The organism is Streptomyces sp. NPDC051218 (assembly GCF_044455475.1).
Lineage (GTDB): Bacteria > Actinomycetota > Actinomycetes > Streptomycetales > Streptomycetaceae > Streptomyces.
In genome coordinates, this window is sequence record NZ_JBITEU010000009.1 from 185,278 (window position 1) to 204,765 (window position 19,488).

General features: G+C 71.7%; 19 protein-coding genes and 1 pseudogene. 14 read left to right on the plus strand and 6 right to left on the minus strand.

The genetic code is table 11. The features are described 5' to 3' along the window. Nucleotides 1–19: 19 nt before the first annotated feature. The gene (locus tag ACIBCK_RS26665) at nucleotides 20–868 is read right to left on the minus strand and encodes a hypothetical protein (protein ID WP_399394209.1); all 849 of its coding nucleotides are present in this window, start codon (nucleotides 866–868) and stop codon (nucleotides 20–22) included. A gap of 74 nt (nucleotides 869–942) precedes the next feature. On the opposite strand from ACIBCK_RS26665, the gene ACIBCK_RS26670 reads away from it, so the two are divergent. From ACIBCK_RS26670 to glmM, 4 genes are all read left to right on the plus strand, one after another. Next, nucleotides 943–2,154 carry a glycosyltransferase 87 family protein gene (locus ACIBCK_RS26670; protein WP_399394210.1) on the plus strand — a complete coding sequence of 404 codons (1,212 nt, stop codon included), beginning with the start codon at nucleotides 943–945 and terminating at the stop codon, nucleotides 2,152–2,154. 211 nt (nucleotides 2,155–2,365) lie between these two features. Further along, nucleotides 2,366–2,809, plus strand: coding sequence for a 50S ribosomal protein L13 (gene rplM / locus ACIBCK_RS26675; RefSeq protein ID WP_361182318.1), 444 nt, complete (start codon nucleotides 2,366–2,368; stop codon nucleotides 2,807–2,809). Nucleotides 2,810–2,851: 42 nt separating this feature from the next. Next, entirely contained in the window at nucleotides 2,852–3,373 is a 522-nt protein-coding gene (gene rpsI, locus ACIBCK_RS26680) for a 30S ribosomal protein S9 (RefSeq protein ID WP_055548454.1), read from the plus strand. Nucleotides 3,374–3,483: 110 nt separating this feature from the next. After that, nucleotides 3,484–4,842 carry a phosphoglucosamine mutase gene (glmM, locus tag ACIBCK_RS26685; protein ID WP_399394212.1) on the plus strand — a complete coding sequence of 453 codons (1,359 nt, stop codon included), beginning with the start codon at nucleotides 3,484–3,486 and terminating at the stop codon, nucleotides 4,840–4,842. On the opposite strand, the gene ACIBCK_RS26690 is transcribed toward glmM, so the two are convergent. Both ACIBCK_RS26690 and coaA read right to left on the minus strand, forming a co-directional pair. After that, complete coding sequence (locus ACIBCK_RS26690; RefSeq protein ID WP_399394213.1) at nucleotides 4,839–5,789, minus strand: DUF389 domain-containing protein; 951 nt, start codon at nucleotides 5,787–5,789, stop codon at nucleotides 4,839–4,841. The genes glmM and ACIBCK_RS26690 overlap by 4 nt on opposite strands. Nucleotides 5,790–5,819: 30 nt before the next feature. After that, nucleotides 5,820–6,818 carry a type I pantothenate kinase gene (gene coaA / locus ACIBCK_RS26695; protein WP_367044329.1) on the minus strand — a complete coding sequence of 333 codons (999 nt, stop codon included), beginning with the start codon at nucleotides 6,816–6,818 and terminating at the stop codon, nucleotides 5,820–5,822. Between the two features lie 99 nt (nucleotides 6,819–6,917). On the opposite strand from coaA, the gene ACIBCK_RS26700 reads away from it, so the two are divergent. The 5 genes and pseudogenes from ACIBCK_RS26700 to tsaE all read left to right on the plus strand — a co-directional run bounded on the left by ACIBCK_RS26700 (nucleotide 6,918) and on the right by tsaE (nucleotide 12,300). Next, nucleotides 6,918–7,286 (plus strand): holo-ACP synthase, encoded by a 369-nt coding sequence (locus tag ACIBCK_RS26700; protein ID WP_399394215.1) that lies wholly within the window; start codon nucleotides 6,918–6,920, stop codon nucleotides 7,284–7,286. Between the two features lie 103 nt (nucleotides 7,287–7,389). Continuing rightward, nucleotides 7,390–8,844, plus strand: a complete 1,455-nt coding sequence (locus ACIBCK_RS26705) for an NAD(P)H-hydrate dehydratase (RefSeq protein WP_399394216.1) — start codon at nucleotides 7,390–7,392, stop codon at nucleotides 8,842–8,844. A 528-nt stretch (nucleotides 8,845–9,372) separates the two neighbouring features. After that, on the plus strand, nucleotides 9,373–10,533 hold the full coding sequence (alr, locus tag ACIBCK_RS26710; RefSeq protein WP_399394218.1) for an alanine racemase: 1,161 nt from the start codon (nucleotides 9,373–9,375) through the stop codon (nucleotides 10,531–10,533). Between the two features lie 13 nt (nucleotides 10,534–10,546). After that, nucleotides 10,547–11,792 (plus strand): annotated as a pseudogene (locus tag ACIBCK_RS26715) (alpha/beta fold hydrolase); the annotation flags it as partial. Next, the gene (tsaE, locus tag ACIBCK_RS26720; protein WP_399394220.1) at nucleotides 11,770–12,300 is read left to right on the plus strand and encodes a tRNA (adenosine(37)-N6)-threonylcarbamoyltransferase complex ATPase subunit type 1 TsaE; all 531 of its coding nucleotides are present in this window, start codon (nucleotides 11,770–11,772) and stop codon (nucleotides 12,298–12,300) included. The pseudogene ACIBCK_RS26715 and the gene tsaE, both read left to right, overlap by 23 nt. Nucleotides 12,301–12,585: 285 nt before the next feature. On the opposite strand, the gene ACIBCK_RS26725 is transcribed toward tsaE, so the two are convergent. Beyond that, the gene (locus ACIBCK_RS26725) at nucleotides 12,586–13,137 is read right to left on the minus strand and encodes a hypothetical protein (RefSeq protein WP_399394222.1); all 552 of its coding nucleotides are present in this window, start codon (nucleotides 13,135–13,137) and stop codon (nucleotides 12,586–12,588) included. A gap of 108 nt (nucleotides 13,138–13,245) precedes the next feature. Here ACIBCK_RS26725 and tsaB point away from each other — a divergent pair, with 108 nt between their 5' ends. From tsaB to ACIBCK_RS26745, 4 genes are read left to right on the plus strand one after another with little or no spacing between them, the layout of a single operon-like run. Continuing rightward, on the plus strand, nucleotides 13,246–13,902 hold the full coding sequence (gene tsaB, locus ACIBCK_RS26730; RefSeq protein ID WP_399394223.1) for a tRNA (adenosine(37)-N6)-threonylcarbamoyltransferase complex dimerization subunit type 1 TsaB: 657 nt from the start codon (nucleotides 13,246–13,248) through the stop codon (nucleotides 13,900–13,902). Between the two features lie 29 nt (nucleotides 13,903–13,931). Next, nucleotides 13,932–14,405 (plus strand): ribosomal protein S18-alanine N-acetyltransferase, encoded by a 474-nt coding sequence (rimI, locus tag ACIBCK_RS26735; RefSeq protein ID WP_367049173.1) that lies wholly within the window; start codon nucleotides 13,932–13,934, stop codon nucleotides 14,403–14,405. After that, nucleotides 14,398–15,528 (plus strand): tRNA (adenosine(37)-N6)-threonylcarbamoyltransferase complex transferase subunit TsaD, encoded by a 1,131-nt coding sequence (gene tsaD / locus ACIBCK_RS26740; RefSeq protein ID WP_399394225.1) that lies wholly within the window; start codon nucleotides 14,398–14,400, stop codon nucleotides 15,526–15,528. The genes rimI and tsaD overlap by 8 nt, the downstream gene beginning before the upstream one ends. Beyond that, a complete protein-coding gene (locus ACIBCK_RS26745; RefSeq protein WP_399394226.1) occupies nucleotides 15,525–15,782 on the plus strand; it encodes a hypothetical protein in 258 nt (85 codons plus the stop codon). The genes tsaD and ACIBCK_RS26745 overlap by 4 nt, the downstream gene beginning before the upstream one ends. Nucleotides 15,783–15,807: 25 nt before the next feature. On the opposite strand, the gene ACIBCK_RS26750 is transcribed toward ACIBCK_RS26745, so the two are convergent. Next, complete coding sequence (locus ACIBCK_RS26750) at nucleotides 15,808–16,578, minus strand: TetR/AcrR family transcriptional regulator (protein WP_399394227.1); 771 nt, start codon at nucleotides 16,576–16,578, stop codon at nucleotides 15,808–15,810. Between the two features lie 80 nt (nucleotides 16,579–16,658). Between ACIBCK_RS26750 and ACIBCK_RS26755 the strand changes: the two genes are divergently transcribed. Next, nucleotides 16,659–18,149 carry an MFS transporter gene (locus ACIBCK_RS26755; RefSeq protein ID WP_399394613.1) on the plus strand — a complete coding sequence of 497 codons (1,491 nt, stop codon included), beginning with the start codon at nucleotides 16,659–16,661 and terminating at the stop codon, nucleotides 18,147–18,149. Nucleotides 18,150–18,240: 91 nt separating this feature from the next. On the opposite strand, the gene ACIBCK_RS26760 is transcribed toward ACIBCK_RS26755, so the two are convergent. Next, nucleotides 18,241–19,476, minus strand: a complete 1,236-nt coding sequence (locus ACIBCK_RS26760; protein WP_399394228.1) for a methyltransferase domain-containing protein — start codon at nucleotides 19,474–19,476, stop codon at nucleotides 18,241–18,243. Between the last annotated feature and the right edge of the window lie 12 nt (nucleotides 19,477–19,488).

Below are 19,488 nucleotides of genomic sequence, written 5' to 3' on the forward strand. Positions count from 1 at the left end.
CGGACTCCTGGCTGCCGGACTACTGCGGGGCGTTGGCCGCGGCGGAAGCCTGCGCCTCGCCCCGTCGGTTGATCTGGCCGAAGGCGAAGCGGGCCAGGTCGTCGCCGGTCGTGTAGACCTTGCGCTCCTTCGTGGTGACGTCCTTGTCGCTGGTGAAGCCGGACGTCGTGAAGTAGGCGTAGCGGCCGTACGCGTTGTAGGTGCCGCGGCAGACCGCCGTACGGCAGAAGGCGGGCACGCCCTTGCCGGACAGGGAGAGGACGAGCCCTTCCTTCGCCTGGTCGTTGACCTTGGCGGCCTGGGCCGCGGTGTCGAAGACGGCGACGCCGACCGTGACGGCGATGTTGTCCTTCACGTAGCTGGCGCGGAAGAGCTGCGTGCAGTCGTTCTTCGTGAGGACCGCGCCGAGCTTGGCCTGGGTGACGCTCGCGCACTTCTTCGTGCCGCTGGTGGCGCCCTTCTTGTAGACGCGGTCGCCCGAGGTCAGCGACTTGCCGGGGAAGAGCGTGTCGGCGCTGAGCGGCGCCTTGTCCTTCTTGGCGCTGGAGATGAACTCCTTGGGGTCCGGCGGGGGCGGCGGTGTCGTCGCCTCGAAGGACGGACCGGGGTTCTCGCTCGCGCCGGGGATGTCCGCGGTCGACGGCAGCTCGCTCGCCGGTTTGTTCGACGCGGAGGTGTTGTCGCTGTTCGCGGAGACGACGGTGACGGCGACGGCGGCCGCGACCACGACGGTGGCGAGCGCGCCGCCGCCGATCATCAGCCATTTGCGGCGCCGGGTGCGCGATTCGGACGCCTCGGCGAGCGCCGCCCAGTCAGGGGTCTGTGAATCCCCTGGACCCCACTGAGGTCCCCCTTGCCCAAAGCTCATGCGCCGCATCTTAGACGGGGAGTTGGGGATGTTGAGCGGGGGCCGGGGGAGGTGGCCGACCTAGCCTGATCCCTATGAATACGGGCAAAGTAGCTGTTAGTGGGTGGATGCTGCGGCCGACGACCTGGCATGCCTGGGCGGCGCTCGGGGTCGTGCTGCTCGCCGCGGTCATCCGGGTGGGGCTGAAGAGTTCGGGCGGAGGGATGGACAACGCCATCGTGGCGCGGGCGGCCGAGGCGTGGCTGGAGGGGCGTTCGCCCTATGCCGACCGGCACTTCCTCTATCTGCCGGGAGCCGTGCTCGCCGCGGTGCCGCAGACGCTGCTCCCGCAGTCCGTCGTGCGCTTCCTCGTCCCGGCGGGGGTCGCGTCCTCGCTCGTCTTCGGGTGGGGGTGTGCGCTGCGGATCTACGGGGTGCAGTGGCGCAGCAGGTTCGCGGCCCTCGGGCTCCTCGTGCTCGCGGTGGGGTTCGCGCCGTTCGTGCACCTCATCAAGCTCGGCAACTGGACCGTGGCGTCGGCGGCCGCGCTGCCGCTTGCGCTGCTCCTCGTGTGCCGGGGGAAGTGGGTGGGCGCGGGCCTTGTCATCGGGGCCGCCGTCGCCGTGAAGCCGCTGCTCGTGCCCGTGGTGCTGCTCTTCGTGTTCGCGCGGCGGTGGCGGGCGCTCGGGGCCGCGGTGCTCGTGCCGGCGGTGGTGTCGGCGGTGGCGGCGCTCACGATGCCGGACCCCGCGGGGTTCTTCACGCGGACGCTGCCGTTCCTGCTGCGGGGCGACGACAAGTTCGTACGGCTCTACGAGGCTTCGCCCGCCGCGATCCTGCCGCGGCTCGGGGTGCCGCAGGGGGCGGCGACGCTGCTCGCCCTCGTGGCCGCGGGGGCGGGGGTGTGGTGTGCGTGGCGGCGCTGGCGGGGCGGTGAGGGGACGTACGAGCAGCGGGTGGTCGAGACGGCCGCGATGCTGATGCTGGCGGCCTTCCTGGTCTCCAGGCCGTCCTACGACCACTACCTCCTCGTCGTCGTGCCGATGCTGCTCGCCGGGGTGCTCGTGCCGGGGGCGGTGGCCCGGGAGAAGTGGTTCTGGCTCGCGTTCGTCCCGCAGATCCCGGGGTTCACCTGGCCCTGGCTCGAACCGGGCACCCGGCGGGCCTTCCGGGACTCCGTCACCCTGTGTGTACTGGCCTTCACGGTGGCCCGGTGCTGTCTGCGGCCGACGGCGGTTATCGTGGAGGACGCACGACCGCCCGAGGCGGTGGAGCCGGCGGTGCCGGTCTCCAGGTCCGCGTTTTGACCCGTACGGGGCGGCGCGGGTATTCTCGGCGATTGTTATGCGTATTGGTGTCGTCGTTCTCACGCGAAGGGCCCATACGTAGGTTCCCTGGAGCAGTTACCAGTGGCTCGCATACGGGCAGCGTCCCCGGCACTGTGAGCCCCAGCTGCATGATCGCTTCCTGGGTGCCGTGTGTCTGGACCCCATCCACTGAAGAAGCGAAGGCTACGAAGTGCGTACGTACAGCCCTAAGCCCGGCGATGTGACCCGCCAGTGGCACGTCATTGACGCTCAGGACATCGTCCTGGGCCGTCTGGCGACCACTGCCGCCAACCTCCTGCGGGGCAAGCACAAGGCGATCTACGCCCCCCACATGGACATGGGCGACTTCGTCATCATCATCAACGCCGACAAGGTTCACCTGTCCGGCAACAAGAAGACCCAGAAGATGGCGTACCGCCACTCCGGCTACCCGGGTGGTCTGCGTTCCGTCCGCTACGACGAGCTTCTGGAGAAGAACCCCGAGAAGGCCGTCGAGAAGGCCATCAAGGGCATGATCCCCAAGAACACCCTGGGCCGTCAGATGCTCTCGAAGCTGAAGGTCTACGCGGGCGACCAGCACCCGCACGGCGCTCAGCAGCCGGTCCCGTTCGAGATCACCCAGGTCGCGCAGTAGTTCCGGCCACCCCCAAAGACGTAAAGAAATCTGAGGAGAATCGTGGCCGAGACCACCGTTGAGCAGCCGGTCGAAGAGACCGAGGTTGTTGACGTCGAGCAGTACACCACCGAGTCCGAGGCGCCCGTCGAGGGCGAGTACACCTCTGAGTCGAACGCCGCGCGCTTCGGCGACCCCCAGCCGGCCGCCGGCCTGGGCCGTCGCAAGAACGCCATCGCCCGCGTCCGGATCGTCCCGGGCACCGGCAAGTGGAAGGTCAACGGGCGCACGCTCGAGGACTACTTCCCGAACAAGGTCCACCAGCAGGAAGTCAACGAGCCCTTCAAGGTGCTCGAGCTCGACGACCGCTACGACGTCATCGCCCGCATCTCGGGTGGCGGCGTCTCCGGCCAGGCCGGTGCGCTCCGTCTGGGTGTCGCCCGTGCGCTGAACGAGGCCGACGTCGACAACAACCGCGCCGCCCTCAAGAAGGCCGGTTACCTCAAGCGTGACGACCGTGCGGTCGAGCGCAAGAAGGCCGGTCTCAAGAAGGCCCGCAAGGCTCCGCAGTACAGCAAGCGCTAATCTGCCTGCTTGTACTTTTCGTTCGCCCCGGCGGCACGTTGTGTGCTGCCGGGGCGTTCGTTTATCGGAACCCCGGTGACCCCGGGGCAGTAGTCCGGAGGAGGACAGCAGTGGGACGACTCTTCGGCACGGACGGCGTGCGCGGTGTCGCCAACGCGGATCTGACGGCCGAGCTCGCGCTCGGGCTCTCCGTGGCGGCGGCTCATGTGCTCGGCGAAGCGGGCACGTTCGAGGGCCATCGCCCGGTCGCGGTGGTCGGCCGCGACCCCCGCGCCTCGGGGGAGTTCCTGGAGGCCGCGGTGGTCGCCGGTCTCGCGAGCGCGGGCGTGGACGTCCAGCTCGTCGGTGTGCTGCCCACCCCCGCGGTGGCGCATCTCACCGGTGCGCTGGGCGCCGACCTCGGCGTGATGCTCTCCGCGAGCCACAACGCCATGCCGGACAACGGCATCAAGTTCTTCGCGCGCGGCGGCCAGAAACTGGCCGACGAGCTGGAGGACCGCATCGAGTCCGTGTACGAGGAGCACCGCACCGGTGCTCCCTGGCAGCGCCCCACGGGCGCGGGCGTCGGCCGCGTGCGGACGTACGACCAGGGCCTCGACCAGTACGTGGCGCACCTCCTCGGTGTGCTCCCCAACCGCCTCGACGGACTGAAGATCGTCCTCGACGAGGCGCACGGCGCCGCCGCCCGCGTATCGCCCGAGGCGTTCGCGCGCGCCGGTGCCGAGATCATCACGATCGGCGCCAAGCCGGACGGCCTGAACATCAACGACGGCTGCGGGTCCACGCATCTGGGCCTGCTCAAGGCCGCCGTCGTCGAGCACGGCGCCGACCTCGGTATCGCGCACGACGGTGACGCCGACCGCTGCCTGGCCGTGGACCACACGGGCGCCGAGGTCGACGGGGACCAGATCCTCGCCGTCCTCGCACTCGCCATGCGGGAGCACGGCACGCTGCGCGAGGGCACGGTCGTCGCGACGGTCATGTCGAACCTCGGCTTCAAGCTCGCCATGGAGCGCGAGGGACTCTCCCTCGTACAGACCGCCGTCGGCGACCGGTACGTCCTGGAGTCGATGAAGGAGCACGGCTTCGCCCTCGGCGGCGAGCAGTCCGGGCACGTGATCATCCTCGACCACGCCACCACGGGCGACGGCACCCTGACGGGGCTTCTGCTCGCGGCGCGCGTCGCCGAGACCAAGCGCAGCCTCGCGGAGCTCGCCGGGGTCATGGAGCGGCTTCCGCAGGTCCTGATCAATGTGCCGGACGTCGACAAGTCGCGTGTCACGACCTCCGCCGAGCTGACGGCCGCCGTCGCCGAGGCCGAGCGTGAACTGGGCGCCACGGGGCGCGTGTTGCTGCGTTCCTCCGGCACGGAGCCGCTGGTGCGCGTCATGGTCGAGGCCGCAGACATCGACCAGGCCAGGTCCGTGGCCGGGCGGCTCGCCGACGTGGTGAAGTCCGCGCTCGGCTAGGAAAGACGGGCCTTCTTGGCCGTACGTTCGTGCTGCCTGGCCCAGAGAATCTTCTGGGCCAGCAGTGTGAGGGTGCCGGCCAGGACGATGCCGAGCAGGTTGAGCAGGAGCTGCTCGGTGGAGCCCCACGCCTGCTTGTACTCGTCGTAGCTGAAGGCGACGGCGGCGTTGGCCGCGGCCGGGACCGTCGTCACGGAGATCGCCACGCCCACCAGCGCGCCCGACTTGGCCGAGGTGAGCGAGAGCGTGCCCGCCGAGCCCGCGAGGACGGCCACGACGAACGAGAACCAGTCGGGGCGGTAGATGAAGTTCGTGTTCGGGCGCTCCGACTTCAGGGCGTCGTCGCTGAACAGGTTCATCGCGTCCATGAAGTAGCTGAAGCCGACGGTCACCACCATCGCCGCCGCGAAGCCCACGAGCAGCGCGATCAGCGAGCGCAGGGCCAGTCGCGGCGCGCGCTGGACGAGCGCCGTGCAGAAGCCCGCGAGCGGGCCGAACTCCGGGCCCACCGCCATCGCTCCCACGATCAGGATCGCGTTGTCCAGGACCACGCCGCAGGCCGCGATCATCGTGGCCAGCGTGATGAAGGCCACGTACGTGATGGAGAGCGTCGACTCCTCGTGGGTCACGTCGCTGAGCTGCTCCCACAGGACCGCGTCCGCGCCCTCGCCCGGGGCGTCGTCCTCCGCCTTGTCCGCACGCTCGGAGAGCGACAGATCGATGTTCTCCAGGGCGATCGAGCCGGTCCTGTCGATGCCGAGCGCGCGCAGGGCGTTGATCAGCGTGTCGCCCGCCTCACGGGCGACATCGCACATCACGACGTCGCCCGCGGGATTGCGGGCCGCGCCCGGCACCACGGCCAGGTGCGTGGCGCCGACCGTCTCCTCGATCAGGCGCACCACGTCGTCAGTCTTGTCCGCCGGGGTGATCAGGCGCAGATGCAGCATGCGCGCAGGGTATCCGGGGGCCGCGGAGGGTCACAGCTTGCGCAGCCTCAGGCGCTGCACCTTGTGGTCGGCGCCCTTGCGGATGACCAGGGCGGCGCGGCCGCGGGTGGGGGCCACGTTCTCCAGGAGGTTGGGCTTGTTGATGGTGCGCCAGGTCGTGCGGGCGTAGTCCAGGGCCTCTTCCTCCGAGACCTGGGTGTACTTGCGGAAGTACGAGGACGGGTCCTGGAACGCCGTGGCGCGCAGCTTCTTGAAGCGGTTCAGATACCAGCGCTCGATGTCCTCCGCGCGGGCGTCCACGTACACGCTGAAGTCGAAATAGTCGGCGAGGCCCACGCGGGTGCGGCCGTCCTTGCCGGGGAGTGCGGGCTGCAGGACGTTGATGCCCTCGACGATGAGGATGTCGGGGCGGCGGACCGTGAGGCGCTGGTCCGGCACGATGTCGTAGATCAGGTGGGAGTAGACGGGCGCCGTCACCTCGTCCTTGCCCGCCTTGATGTCCGCCACGAAGCGGGTCAGGGCCCTTCTGTCGTACGACTCCGGGAAGCCCTTCCTGGACATCAGACCGCGGGCCTCCAGCTCCCTGGTGGGCAGCAGGAAACCGTCGGTCGTCACGCGCTCCACCCGCGGGTGCTCGGGCCAGCGGGAGAGCAGCGCCTGGAGGAGGCGGGCGACGGTCGACTTGCCGACGGCCACCGAGCCGGCGACTCCTATGACGAAGGGTGTGCCCGACTGGGAGCCCTTCTCGCCGAGGAAGGTGTTGAGGGCGCCGCGCAGGCCGTCCGTGGCGCCCACGTAGAGGTTGAGCAGCCGGGAGAGCGGCAGGTAGATGTCCCGCACTTCGTCCAGGTCGATGACGTCACCCAGGCCGCGCAGCTGTTCCAGCTCCTCGGCGGTCAGCGGGAGCGGCGTCTTGTCGCGCAGGGCGCTCCACTCGGTGCGGGTGAGGTCGACGTACGGAGTCGCCTCCGGCCTGTGCCGGTGGGCGCTCCGCGCGGTCGTCGGGGGTACGGAGACCGAAGAGATCACAGTCCATTGTTACGGCTGTTTGAACGGGCCGGGGGGTGGGGTGCGTCACCCCTGCGGGGCTCGGCCGGTTACGGTGCCCCGCCTCGTAGGCTGCTGCTCGTGATTATTGGGGTCGGAATCGACGTGGCCGAGATCGATCGGTTCGAGGCGGCGATGGAACGTACGTCCGGGATGGCCGGGCGGTTGTTCGTCGAGCGGGAGCTGCTCCTGCCGAGCGGGGAGCGACGCGGGATCGCCTCACTGGCGGCACGATTCGCGGCGAAGGAGGCGCTGGCCAAGGCGCTGGGCGCGCCGGCGGGGCTGCGGTGGACGGACGCGGAGGTCTACGTCGAGGACACCGGCCAGCCACGGCTCCGCGTGAAGGGGACGGTGGCTGCGCGGGCGGCGGAGCTGGGGGTGCGGTCGTGGCATGTCTCGCTGAGCCATGACGCGGGGGTGGCTTCCGCTGTGGTGATTGCTGAGGGGTAGGTGGGGATGGGTCCTGCGGGGTGATGGCGGGGGGTGGGGGTGGCCCTGCCGGGGTGGTGGCGGGGGTAGGCGGTGTTCGCGGCGCGGGGTGACACTCGGGGGTATGCGTATTGCGTATCCGGTGGAGACGGTAAGGGCCGCTGAGCGGGAGTTGATGGCGCGGGTGCCGGAAGGTGCCCTGATGCAGCGGGCGGCGGCCGGGCTCGCTGTGGTCTGCGCCGAGGTGCTGGGCAAGGTGTACGGCTCCCGGGTCGTGCTGCTCGTGGGCAGCGGGGACAACGGCGGCGACGCGCTGTACGCCGGGGCGCGGCTCGCCCGGCGTGGGGCCGGTGTGACCGCGGTGCTGCTTTCGCCCGAACGGGTGCATGGGGGTGGGCTTGCCGCCTTTCGCGCGGCCGGGGGGCGGGTCGCTGCGCGCGAGGGCGCGGACGGGGTTGCTCGGGGGCTTCTCCGCAGGGCCGATCTTGTCGTGGACGGGATCGTGGGCATCGGGGGGAAGGGTGGGCTGCGGGGTCCGGCCCCGGAACTGGTGGGCGCAGTCCGGGTTTTGGGTACCCCCGTGGTCGCCGTGGACCTGCCGAGTGGTGTCGACGCGGACAGCGGTGTCGTGGACGGCGAGGCGGTGCGGGCCGATGTGACGGTGACCTTCGGGGCGTACAAGCCGGGGCTGTTGATCGATCCGGGGCGGGAGTACGCGGGTGTGGTGCGGCTCGTGGACATCGGGTTGGAGATGGGTGAGGCCGGGGGTGGTGGAGAGGTCGAGGCTCTTCAGTTCGCCGATGTGGCCTCGCTGCTTCCGATGCCGACCGGGGAGAGCGACAAGTACCGGAGGGGCGTGGTGGGGATCGTCGCCGGGTCGGCCCGGTACCCCGGAGCGGCCGTGCTCTCCGTCGCCGGGGCGCTGCGGGGTGGCGCGGGGGCCGTGCGGTACGTGGGGCACGCGGCGGATGCCGTCATCGCGCGCTTCCCGGAGACCCTCGTGTCCGCGGGGCCGCCGTCGAAGGCGGGGCGGGTGCAGGCGTGGGTGGTCGGTCCCGGCCTCGGGGACGATGCCGAGCGGCTCGCGGAGGTGGTCGACGCCGATGTGCCCGTGCTGATCGACGCGGACGGGCTGCGCCTTGCCGACGCCTCGGCCGTGCGGGGGCGGTCCGCGCCTACGTTGCTCACTCCGCACGCGGGGGAGGCGGCGGCGCTGCTGGGTGTCTCGCGGGAGGAGGTGGAGCGGGGGCGCCTGGACGCTGTGCGGGAGCTGGCTGGGCGGTACGGGGCGACGGTGCTGCTCAAGGGGTCGACGACGCTGGTCGCCGGCCCCGGTGGCGGTGCGGTGCGGGTCAACCCCACGGGCACGCCCTGGCTGGCCACCGCGGGCAGCGGGGACGTCCTCTCGGGCCTCGCGGGGGCGTTGCTCGCGGCGGGTCTCGATGCGGGGGACGCGGGCGCGGTGGGCGCGTATCTGCATGGCCTCGCGGGGCGCCGTGCGGCGGATGGGGCGCCGGTGGGGGCGCATGACGTGGCGGAGGCGATTGCTGGGGCTTGGCGGGATGTACGGGGGGACTAGCGTCCGGCTTGGCTGGGGGTAGGGGGGCCGGGGGGCCGGGGACCTTGGGTGCGGTGCGGTGCTGGCTGGGGGTGCGTGTGGCTGTGGGCGGGCGCTTTGGGTGCGGTGCTGGGTGCGGGTGCGGTTCCGGGCCGTCTGTGGGTGCGGGGCCGCGCCGGTATGTCCGTCCTCGCTATCGTCCGGTGGCCGCGGGATTGCTTCGGCTCCCGGGGTCTTCGGGAGCCGTGCTCCGGGCAGACATACCGGCACGTCCCCTTCCGAGCGCTGCCGACTGCGGGTGCGTGGCGCTGGCCCACCCCGCCGATCGGTCCGCCCCTAACCCACCCACCCCCCTTTCCAGCCCGCGACCGCGGGGCATTCGGGTGGGTGGGTGGGAGAGCTTGTTCGGGGCGGAGGTCGCTGCGGGGAATCGGGCGGGTGGGTGGGGAAGGCTTGTTCGGGGTGGAGGTTGCTGTGGGGGGGGGGGCAGGCGCAGCCCCGTGGCTGGGGGGTTGGTGGAGGTGGGGCTCTGAGACACTGGTCGGCGTTATGACTGAGACCGCACCTTTGCGTGCCCGCGCCGAGATCGACCTGGCCGCCCTCCGGGCCAACGTGCGGACTCTGCGCGCACACGCCCCCGGAGCCGCCTTCATGGCCGTCGTGAAGGCGGACGCGTACGGCCACGGGATGGTGCCCTGCGCCCGCGCCGCCGTCGAGGCGGGAGCCACCTGGGTGGGCACCGCGACCCCCGAAGAGGCCCTCGCGCTGCGCGCCGCCGGGATCGAGGGGCGCATCATGTGCTGGCTGTGGACCCCGGGCGGGCCCTGGCGCGAGGGCGTCGAGGCCGACCTCGACATGTCGGTCAGCGGACTCTGGGCGTTGCGTGAAGTGTCCGCCGCCGCCCGAGCGGTGGGGCGTACCGCACGGGTTCAGTTGAAGGCCGACACCGGGCTCGGGCGGGGCGGCTGCATGCCCGCCGACTGGCCCGAACTCGTCTCGCAGGCGCTGCAGGCCGAGGCCGAGGGCCTGGTCCGCGTCACGGGCCTCTGGTCGCACTTCGCGTGCGCCGACGAGCCGGGCCATCCGTCCATCGCGGCCCAACTCGCCCTGTTCCGCGAGATGGTCGCGGAAGCCGAGGGCCGCGGCATCCGGCCCGAGGTGCGGCACATCGCCAACTCGCCCGGCACGCTGACGCTTCCGGAGACCCACTTCGACCTCGTACGTCCCGGGATCGCGATGTACGGCATCTCACCGAGCCCCGAGGTCGGCACGTCGGAGGAGTTCGGGCTGCGGCCCGTCATGCGGCTCAGCGCCTCGCTCGCCCTCGTGAAGCACGCCCCGGCGGGTCACGGCGTGAGTTACGGGCATCACTACGTCACTCCCGGCGAAACGACTCTTGGACTCGTCCCGGTCGGGTACGGGGACGGAGTCCCGCGTCACGCGTCCGGCACGGGACCCGTGCTCGTCGGCGGGAAGCTGCGGACGGTAGCGGGGCGCATCGCCATGGACCAGTTCGTGGTCGACCTCGGCGGTGACGAGCCGGCGGTGGGCTCGGAGGCCGTCCTGTTCGGTCCGGGAGACCGGGGCGAGCCGACCGCCGAGGACTGGGCACAGGCGGCGGGCACGATCGCGTACGAGATCGTCACCCGCATCGGAACGCGCGTCCCGCGCGTCCATGTGAACGAGCGGCGAGAAGCGGACGGCGTCTGAGGAGGAGCGGCACGTGAGCGAGACCAGCACGGGGGCGGCCGCGGACGCGGTGGTGACGGAAGTCGCGGCGGCGGCAGGCAACTGGCGCAGGGCCGGCTTCGCCGGTGCCGCGATAGGTGTCGTCGCCGCGGGCGCCGCGGCCGGTGTCGCCATCGAACGGCTGACCGTGGGCCGCGGGATGCGCAAGAAGGCGCGGCTCGCACTCGACGCGTCGGGGCCGTACGGCTCGCTGCGCGGCATGCCCGGCGTGGCGTACGCCGATGACGGCACCGAACTCTCGTACGAGGTCGACGAGATCGACAAGGGCGAGGAGGACAGCGCGCGGGCGCCGCGCCGCCGCAGGCTCTTCGGACGCAAGACCCCGGCTCCGGTCACCGTCGTCTTCAGCCATGGCTACTGCCTGAGCCAGGACTCCTGGCACTTCCAGCGGGCGGCGCTGCGCGGCGTCGTGCGCTGTGTGTACTGGGACCAGCGCAGCCACGGGCGTTCGGGGCGGGGTGCGGCGCAGGCGCCGGTCTCCATCGATCAGTTGGGGCGGGACCTGAAGGCCGTCATCGACGCGGCGGCTCCCGAGGGGCCGCTGGTCCTCGTCGGGCACTCCATGGGCGGCATGACGACGATGGCTCTCGCCGATCACTACCCGGAGCTGATCCGCGAGCGCGTCGTCGGAGTCGCTCTCGTCGGTACGTCGTCCGGGCGGCTCGGTCAGGTCAATTTCGGTCTCCCCGTCGCCGGGATGAACGCCGTGCGACGCGTGCTCCCGGGGGTCCTCAAAGCCCTCGGGTCGCAGGCCGAGCTCGTGGAGAAGGGGCGGCGGGCCACCGCGGATCTCTTCGCCGGGATCATCAAGCGCTACTCGTTCTCGTCGCGGGACGTGGACCCGGCGATCTCGCGGTTCGCCGAGCGGATGATCGAGTCGACGCCCATCGACGTGGTCGCGGAGTTCTATCCGGCGTTCGCCGAGCACGACAAGACGGAGGCGCTCGGGCACTTCGCCGGACTTCCGGTGCTCGTCCTCGCGGGGGACAAGGACCTGGTGACGCCCAGCGAGCACAGCGAGGCCATCGCCGATCTGCTCCCGGACGCCGAACTCGTGCTCGTACCCGACGCCGGGCACCTGGTCATGCTGGAACACCCCGAGGTCGTCACGGACCGCCTCGCGGACCTTCTCGCCCGTACGGGAGCTCTGCCCACGGCGGCCGACGCACGGACCTCCAGCGGCTAACGTGGGTGGGCATGGAAGCACCGCACAACCCGGCCCCCGTGAACGACCCGGCCCCCGTGAACACCCTCGGCATCACCGTCACCTCCCCGGAGCAGATGGGCGACCTGGGCCGCCGCCTGGCCAAGCTGCTCCGCCCCGGTGACCTCGTGATGCTCACCGGCGAGCTCGGCGCCGGCAAGACGACGCTGACCCGCGGCCTCGGTGAGGGCCTCGGCGTGCGCGGCGCCGTCACGTCGCCGACCTTCGTCATCGCCCGCGTCCATCCGTCACTCTCCGACGGCCCGCCCCTGGTGCACGTGGACGCGTACCGCCTGGGCGGCGGCCTCGACGAGATGGAGGACCTCGACCTCGACGTCTCGCTGCCCGAATCGGTGATCGTCGTGGAGTGGGGCGACGGCAAGGTCGAGGAGCTCTCCGACGACCGGCTGCGTGTCGTGATCGACCGCGCCGTCGGCGACACCACCGACGAAGTGCGGGAAGTGACGCTGACCGGGGTCGGGACGCGATGGGCGCGAGCCGACCTCACGCTGCTCTCGGCCTGATCCTCGTCTTTTCGCCCTAACTTTCCGACAGGGCGTCGGGAAGATGTTGCGCGGCGTGCGTCGCGCGTGGTGACATGGATGCCAGTACTGGTTAGGTCTACCTAACCACGTCTGCCCCCGGAGCCCAGGAGGCATCCATGTCGGCTTCTGAACGTGACGCACAGCCCCGGCCGCACGGGCTGCCGAGGCCATCGGGGATCTCCATGAGCGAGCTGCTGGCGTCCTGCGCCGCCGCGACCGCCGTCTCCACACCGCCGCGTGATCCGGCGCCCCGGGGCGAAGCGCCTACGGAACGACGACGACCTTCTTGCTGATCGTCGCGAACTCCCACATCGCGTTGCCGTCCTTGCGGGACTCGCGGATGCCGCCGGTCTTCTTCGACGGGTCGGGCTTCGGCGTCGAGCCGTCCACCGCCGCGCTGAAGCCGATCGCGATGCCCTCCACGCTCGCGAAACGCACGACGTGCTCGATCGCCACACCGTCCGTTCCGGTGACGGTGCCCGAGCGTGAGGTGACGGCGTACGTGCCGGGGACCGGGTCCACCGTGCTCGGTGTGACCTTGAAGGTGTGCTGCGCCTTGCCGGAGCCACCGACGAGCCACACGCGGTCCTCGCCCACCGAGTAGACGACCCGCTCGCCCGCGCCGGACTGGGCAGGGACGACCGTCGGGTCGGCCTTTTCCTTGGGGGAGCGCGGGGCCGCCGAGGAAGGCGACGAGTCCGGCTTCTTGCCCAGGGTGTCCGGCGCGCTGGCCGAGGCCTGGTAAGCGAGGAAGCCGACTCCGGCGAGTGCGGCAGCCGTGAGGCCGGCCACGAATCCCGAGCTGCTCCTGGACACCTGCGCCACCCTCTTCGTACTCCGTACGGCTACGGGGTGACGTTAGCAGCAGGTGTGCGGCATCTTCGGTCGGCCGTGCGCCGGGCGTCGGAGCCGTAGGCTATTCGCGTGCTCTTGCTCGCTCTGGATACCGCCACCCCCGCCGTCACCGTCGCGCTGCACGACGGCTCGTCCGTCGTCGCAGCCTCCAGCCAGGTGGACGCCCGCCGCCACGGCGAGTTGCTGCTTCCCGCCGTCGACCGGGTGCTCGCCGACGCCGGGCTCAGACTCGACGCCGTGACCGCCGTCGTCGTCGGCGTGGGCCCCGGCCCGTACACCGGCCTGCGTGTCGGCCTGATGACCGCCGACACCTTCGGCCTCGCGCTCGGCGTGCCGGTGCACGGCGTGTGCACGCTCGACGGCCTCGCGTACGAGGCGGGCATCGAGGGCGGCCCCTTCGTCGTCGCCACGGACGCGCGCCGCAAGGAGGTCTACTGGGCGCGTTACGCGGACCCGCGCACCCGCCTCACCGGCCCCGCCGTCGACCGGCCCGCGGACATCGCGGACGAGGTGGCGGGCCTGCCCGCCGTTGGCGCCGGCGCGCTGCTGTACCCCGAGACCTTCCCGGACGCCCGCGCCCCCGAGAACGTCTCGGCGGCCTCGCTCGCCTCCCTCGCCGCGGAGAAGCTCGCCGCGGGCGAGGAGCTGGCGGCCCCCAGGCCGCTGTATCTGCGCCGCCCCGACGCGCAGGTGCCCAAGAACTACAAGGTGGTCACCCCCAAGTGACATCCGTGACGACAGTCGTCCTGCGCGAGATGCGCTGGTGGGACATCGAGCCCGTCTTCGTCCTGGAGAAGGAACTCTTCCCGGACGACGCCTGGTCGCGCGGCATGTTCTGGTCCGAGCTCTCCCACGCGCGCGGGCCGCTGGCCACCCGCCGCTATGTGGTGGCCATGGACGACGGGCGTCTCGTCGGTTACGCCGGGCTCGCCTCCGGCGGCGACCAGGCCGACGTACAGACCATCGCGGTGGCCCCGAGCCACTGGGGCACGGGGCTCGGCTCCCGGCTCCTGACCGATCTGCTGAACGCGGCGACCGCCTTCGAGTGCGCCGAGGTGATGCTCGAGGTGCGGGTCGACAACACGCGGGCGCAGAAGCTGTACGAGCGCTTCGGCTTCGAGCCCATCGGCTTCAGGCGCGGCTACTACCAGCCGGGCAATGTGGACGCCCTCGTCATGCGTCTGACCGATCCATCAACTTCCGTACAAGGAACCGACATCCATGGCTGACTCGCGCGACCAACCTCTCGTTCTCGGCATCGAGACCTCCTGCGACGAGACCGGCGTCGGCATCGTCCGCGGCACCACCCTGCTCGCCGACGCCATCGCATCCAGCGTCGACGAGCACGCGCGTTTCGGCGGCGTCGTGCCCGAGGTCGCCTCGCGCGCGCACCTGGAGGCGATGGTGCCGACCATCGACCGCGCCCTGAAGGAGGCGGGGGTCGCCGCCTCCGATCTCGACGGCATCGCGGTGACGGCCGGGCCCGGTCTCGCGGGCGCGCTGCTCGTGGGCGTATCGGCGGCCAAGGCGTACGCGTACGCGCTCGGCAAGCCGCTCTACGGCGTCAACCACCTGGCGTCGCACATCTGCGTCGACCAGCTGGAGCACGGCACGCTGCCCGAGCCGACGATGGCGCTGCTCGTCTCCGGCGGCCACTCCTCGCTGCTGCTGTCCACCGACATCACCTCGGACGTCCGGCCTTTGGGCGCGACGATCGACGACGCGGCGGGCGAGGCCTTCGACAAGATCGCACGGGTGCTCGACCTCGGCTTCCCCGGCGGCCCCGTCATCGACCGGTACGCGAAGGAGGGCGACCCGAAGGCGATCGCCTTCCCGCGCGGTCTCACCGGGCCGCGCGACGCGGCGTACGACTTCTCCTTCTCCGGTCTGAAGACGTCGGTGGCGCGCTGGATCGAGGCCAAGCGGGCCGCGGGCGAGGACGTTCCCGTCCGTGACGTGGCGGCGTCCTTCCAGGAGGCGGTGGTCGACGTGCTGACCCGCAAGGCCGTGCGGGCCTGCAAGGACGAGGGCGTGGACCACCTGATGATCGGCGGTGGCGTGGCCGCCAACACGCGGCTGCGCGCGCTTGCCCAGGAGCGGTGCGAGGCGGCCGGGATCCGGCTGCGGGTGCCGCGGCCGAAGCTGTGCACGGACAACGGCGCGATGGTGGCCGCCCTGGGCGCCGAGATGGTGGCCAGGAACCGCTCGGCGTCCGACTGGGACCTGTCGGCGGACTCCTCGCTGCCGGTGACGGAGCCGCACGTGCCGGGCCACACGCACGCGCACGACCACGACCACGGCCACGATCACGATCACGTGCACGAGGTCAGCAAGGAGAACCTGTACTCGTGACCGTCGCGCTGATGTGGGAGGCCCGCGCCGCCGACGGGCGTGGCGATGAGCTGCTCGCGTGGGCGCGGGCGCAGGTCCTGGACGGTGAGCCGGTCCGGCGGGAGAGCTTCCGCGCTCCGCAGGACCGGGTGCTCGTCCTGACCTGGTGGGACACGGCGTACTACGCCGACCTGCCCGAACTCCCGGAGCCCGCACCGGAGTTGGTGTCGCGCCCGGTGCACAGGTGGCGCTTCGAGTCGGTGGGCCTGGGCTGACGCCCTCCGCCGCCGGGGGAGCGGTTCAGGGGCGCCGAGCCTGCCCCAGAAGCCCGTCGATGACCGCTCCCAGCTGCGTGGCCACGTCGTACGCCGTCGTCAGTTCCAGCCAGCGGCCGGCGAGCGCGGTCAGCCGGGGCAGCTCCTCTGCGTCCGCGTCGTCGAGCATGCCGGGGAAGTGAAGCCTGCGGTCCGGCTCATCGGCGCGGCGGTCCGTCGCCCTGCGGAAGACCAGGTCGCCGTAGACGCAGTACCAGATGGTGCGGTAGGCGGCGACGGCCTGGGGCGGGGTCAGGCCGCAGGCGACGCACGTGTCGATGATTTCCTCGACCATCCACAGGGCGCCCTTGTCGGTGAGGTCGCCGAGGCCGAGCACCTCGACCACCCACGGCATCCGGGCCAGCGTGCCGTGCATGTGCAGGGACACCGCGAGCAGCCGGTCGCGCGGGTCGTCGGGGAGTGCGGGACGCGGGACCGAGTCGGCCGTGCCGGACAGGGTGAGCATCAGGAGCTCGTCCTTGTCGCGTACGTGGTGGTAGAGCGCCATCGGGGTCGTGCCGACCTCCTTGGCGACCCGGCGCATGCTCAGGGCGGCCACGCCCTCCTCCTGGAGGATGCGGCGCGCGATGCCGACGATCGTGTCGAGGTCGATGCGGCTGGGGCGCCCCCGCTTCTGCTTCCCGCCCGGCTTCCCGCCCGGTTCCTCGCCCGGTTCCTCGCCCGGTTCCTCTCCCGGCTTCTCGCCGGGCCTCTCTCCCGGCTTCGCTGCTCCTGGCGCTGGCTTCTCTGCTTCCACGCGGCTCATTGTCGCGCCCGTCCCGAGTGGCCGACGCACACCCCTGTATTTTCTATACGCGTATAGTAATGTGCGTGAGCATGGTGAATACCGCTGACTCGAAGTCCTCGGGGGCGCGTTGGCTGCTGCCTGTGCTGCTCACCGTGCAGTTCCTGGTCTCTCTCGACATGTCCGTCGTGAACATCGCACTGCCCGACATCGGCGACGACCTCGGCTTCGGGGCGGAATCGCTGCTCTGGGTCGTCAACGCCTACGCCCTCGCCTTCGGCGGCCTCCTCATGCTGGGCGGACGCCTCGCCGATGTGGTGGGTCGGCGGCGCACGCTGACCGCCGGGTTCGCGGTCTTCGGGCTCGCGAGCCTGGTGGGCGGCCTGGCCCAGACCCCGGGGCAGCTCGTCGCGGCGCGGGCCGTGCAGGGGGCGGGCGCGGCGGCCCTCGCACCCGTGGCGCTCGCGCTGATCACCGTCAACTACGCCGCCGGGCCCGCGCGTTCACGGGCGCTCGGCCTCTGGGGCGCCGCGGGCGCGCTGGGCGGCGCGGTCGGGGTCATGGCGGGCGGGCTGCTGACGGACGTGGCGGGCTGGCGCTCGGTGATGCTGATCAACGTCCCCGTGGTGCTCGCCGCGCTCCTCCTCTCCCGGCACGGCGTGCCCGCCGACCGGCGCACCGGGCCCGCGCCGCGCCTGGACGTGGTGGGGGCGCTGCTCGTCACGGCCGGCATGACGGTGCTCGTCCTCGGCCTCGTCCGCACGGAGACGTACGCGTGGGGCTCCGGCACGACGCTGGGCACGCTCGCCGCTGCCGCCGCGCTGCTCGGCGCGTTCGCCGCCGTCGAGTCCCGCCGCCGCGAGCCGTTGCTCCGGCCCGGCCTGCTCAGGAACCGTCCCGTGCTCTCCGCGAACGCGTTCGCGCTGCTGATGTCATCGGGCCAGTTCGCCGCCTTCTACTTCACCTCGCTCTACCTCCAGGAGGTCATGTCGTACGGGCCGACGCGGGCCGGGGCGGCGTTCCTGCCGTTCTGCGCGGGCATCGTCGCCGGGTCGGCGATCTCGGCGCGGAAGGTGGGGCGGTTCGGGGAGCGGGCGCTTCTGGTGACCGGCGGGCTTCTCGGTGCGGCCGGGTTCGTGTGGTTCGCCCTCGCGGTCGGCCCCGCCGGGACGTTCCTGGGATCCGTCGTGGGGCCCTCGCTCGTGGCGAGCGTCGGCATCGGCATGTGCTTCGTGCCGCTGGGCACGGCGGCGACGTCCGGTGTCGCCGCCGAGGAGACCGGCATGGCATCGGGGCTGCTCAACAGCTCCCGGCAGCTGGGCGGTTCGCTGGGGCTCGCGGTCCTGGTGACGGTGGCGTCGGGCGTCACCGGGGGCGGCCGGGGGCCGGGGGCGCTCGCGGACGGGTACGCGACCGCGTTCGGCGTCGCCGCGGCGCTCCTCGCGGCGGCGGCCGCCGCCACGGCGGTGCTGCATCGCGCCCCCACACGGCCGCGACCTGCGCAGACGTACGCCCAGCAGGATTCTTCACAGAATCTGGACGACGGCGTCGATCCGGGGGTCTCCCGTTCGACGCATGGGTGAGAGGCGGGGAGAATGCCGGACGAATCAGCCCGTCCGGCGTTTGAGGACGAGCTCGGCGGAGCCGGTGATCAGCGGGGGCGGCACTCCCGTCTCAGGATTCCGTCACCGGCTGCCCGATCAGCATCGTCGGCGCCCCCGCCGCCCGCGTCAGGAACACCGTCGCCGCGTTCTTGCCCTGTGGTTTCACCTTGCGGCGTAGTTCCTCCGGTTCCACCGCTGAGCCTCGCTTCTTCACCGTCAGGGTTCCGATCTCCCGCTCCCGCAGCACCGCCTTCAACTTCTTCACTCCGAAGGGGAGTTGGTCGGTGATCTCGTAAGCCGCCGCGTACGGCGTCGAGTGCAGGGAGTCGGAGGTGACGTACGCGATGGTCTCGTCGATCAGGCCGCCCTCCACCCGCGCGGCCACCTCCGCCACCAGATGCGCACGGATGACGGCGCCGTCCGGCTCGTACAGATAGCACCCGATCGCCCGCACCGGCGGGTCCGGCAGCATCGCGTCGAGCGAGGACCACAGCGACGCCCCCGAGGGCAGCAGCGTCGCGCGGTGCGAGGAGGGGGTGTCCGTGCCGAACCACAGCACCGCCTCCTTCACGTCCCCGGCGTCCGAGATCCACTCGGCCGCGGCGTCGGCGGGAACTGCCTCGTGCGGAATCCCAGGGGCGATCTTCAGCGCCGCGCGCGGAGCCTTGCGGGCGGCCTCGATCGCCCAGGAGAGGGGCGGGGAGTAGGCCTCGGGGTCGAAGATGCGGCCCCGCCCGCCCCGCCGCGCCGGGTCGACGAAGACCGCGTCGTACGCGGACGTGTCGACCTCGGTGACATCGGCCTCGCGCACCTCGATGAGATCCGCGAGCCCGAGCGCCTCCGCGTTCGCACGCGCCACCGCGCAGGTCAGCGGGTCGCGGTCGACGGCGAGGACGGCGATACCGGCGCGCGCGAGGGCGATCGCGTCGCCGCCGATGCCGCAGCAGAGGTCGGCCAGGGTGCGGACGCCGAGTGCCTTGAAGCTCTCGGCGCGATGCACGGCCACGCTCGTACGGGTCGCCTGTTCGACGCCGTTCGGGGTGAAGAACATCCGGCCCGCGTCCTCGGTCCCGAACTTCGCCACCGCACGCCGCCGCAGCCGCGCCTGCGCGAGCACCGCCGTGACCAGTTCCGCCGGGTGCTCGCGGCGCAGGCGGGTCGCGACGGCCAGCTCCCGGGCCGGGTCGGCCTCCCGCACCTCGTCGAGATCGAGCAGGGCCCGGCCTTCGGGGGTGAGCAGCGCGGAGAAGGAGGTCAGGGCGGTCGGGGCAGTCGGATCACGGTCGAGGTCGTTCACCCGCCCCATTGTGGGCCAGTC

Excerpts from the sequence above, each read along its gene's own strand:
- ACIBCK_RS26665 (WP_399394209.1), bottom strand. The coding sequence starts at position 868 with ATGAGCTTTGGGCAAGGGGGACCTCAGTGGGGTCCAGGGGATTCACAG.
- ACIBCK_RS26670 (WP_399394210.1), top strand. The coding sequence starts at position 943 with ATGAATACGGGCAAAGTAGCTGTTAGTGGGTGGATGCTGCGGCCGACG.
- ACIBCK_RS26690 (WP_399394213.1), bottom strand. The coding sequence starts at position 5,789 with ATGCTGCATCTGCGCCTGATCACCCCGGCGGACAAGACTGACGACGTG.
- ACIBCK_RS26705 (WP_399394216.1), top strand. The coding sequence starts at position 7,390 with ATGCGTATTGCGTATCCGGTGGAGACGGTAAGGGCCGCTGAGCGGGAG.
- alr (WP_399394218.1), top strand. The coding sequence starts at position 9,373 with ATGACTGAGACCGCACCTTTGCGTGCCCGCGCCGAGATCGACCTGGCC.
- tsaE (WP_399394220.1), top strand. The coding sequence starts at position 11,770 with ATGGAAGCACCGCACAACCCGGCCCCCGTGAACGACCCGGCCCCCGTG.
- rimI (WP_367049173.1), top strand. The coding sequence starts at position 13,932 with ATGCGCTGGTGGGACATCGAGCCCGTCTTCGTCCTGGAGAAGGAACTC.
- tsaD (WP_399394225.1), top strand. The coding sequence starts at position 14,398 with ATGGCTGACTCGCGCGACCAACCTCTCGTTCTCGGCATCGAGACCTCC.
- ACIBCK_RS26755 (WP_399394613.1), top strand. The coding sequence starts at position 16,659 with ATGGTGAATACCGCTGACTCGAAGTCCTCGGGGGCGCGTTGGCTGCTG.
- ACIBCK_RS26760 (WP_399394228.1), bottom strand. The coding sequence starts at position 19,476 with ATGGGGCGGGTGAACGACCTCGACCGTGATCCGACTGCCCCGACCGCC.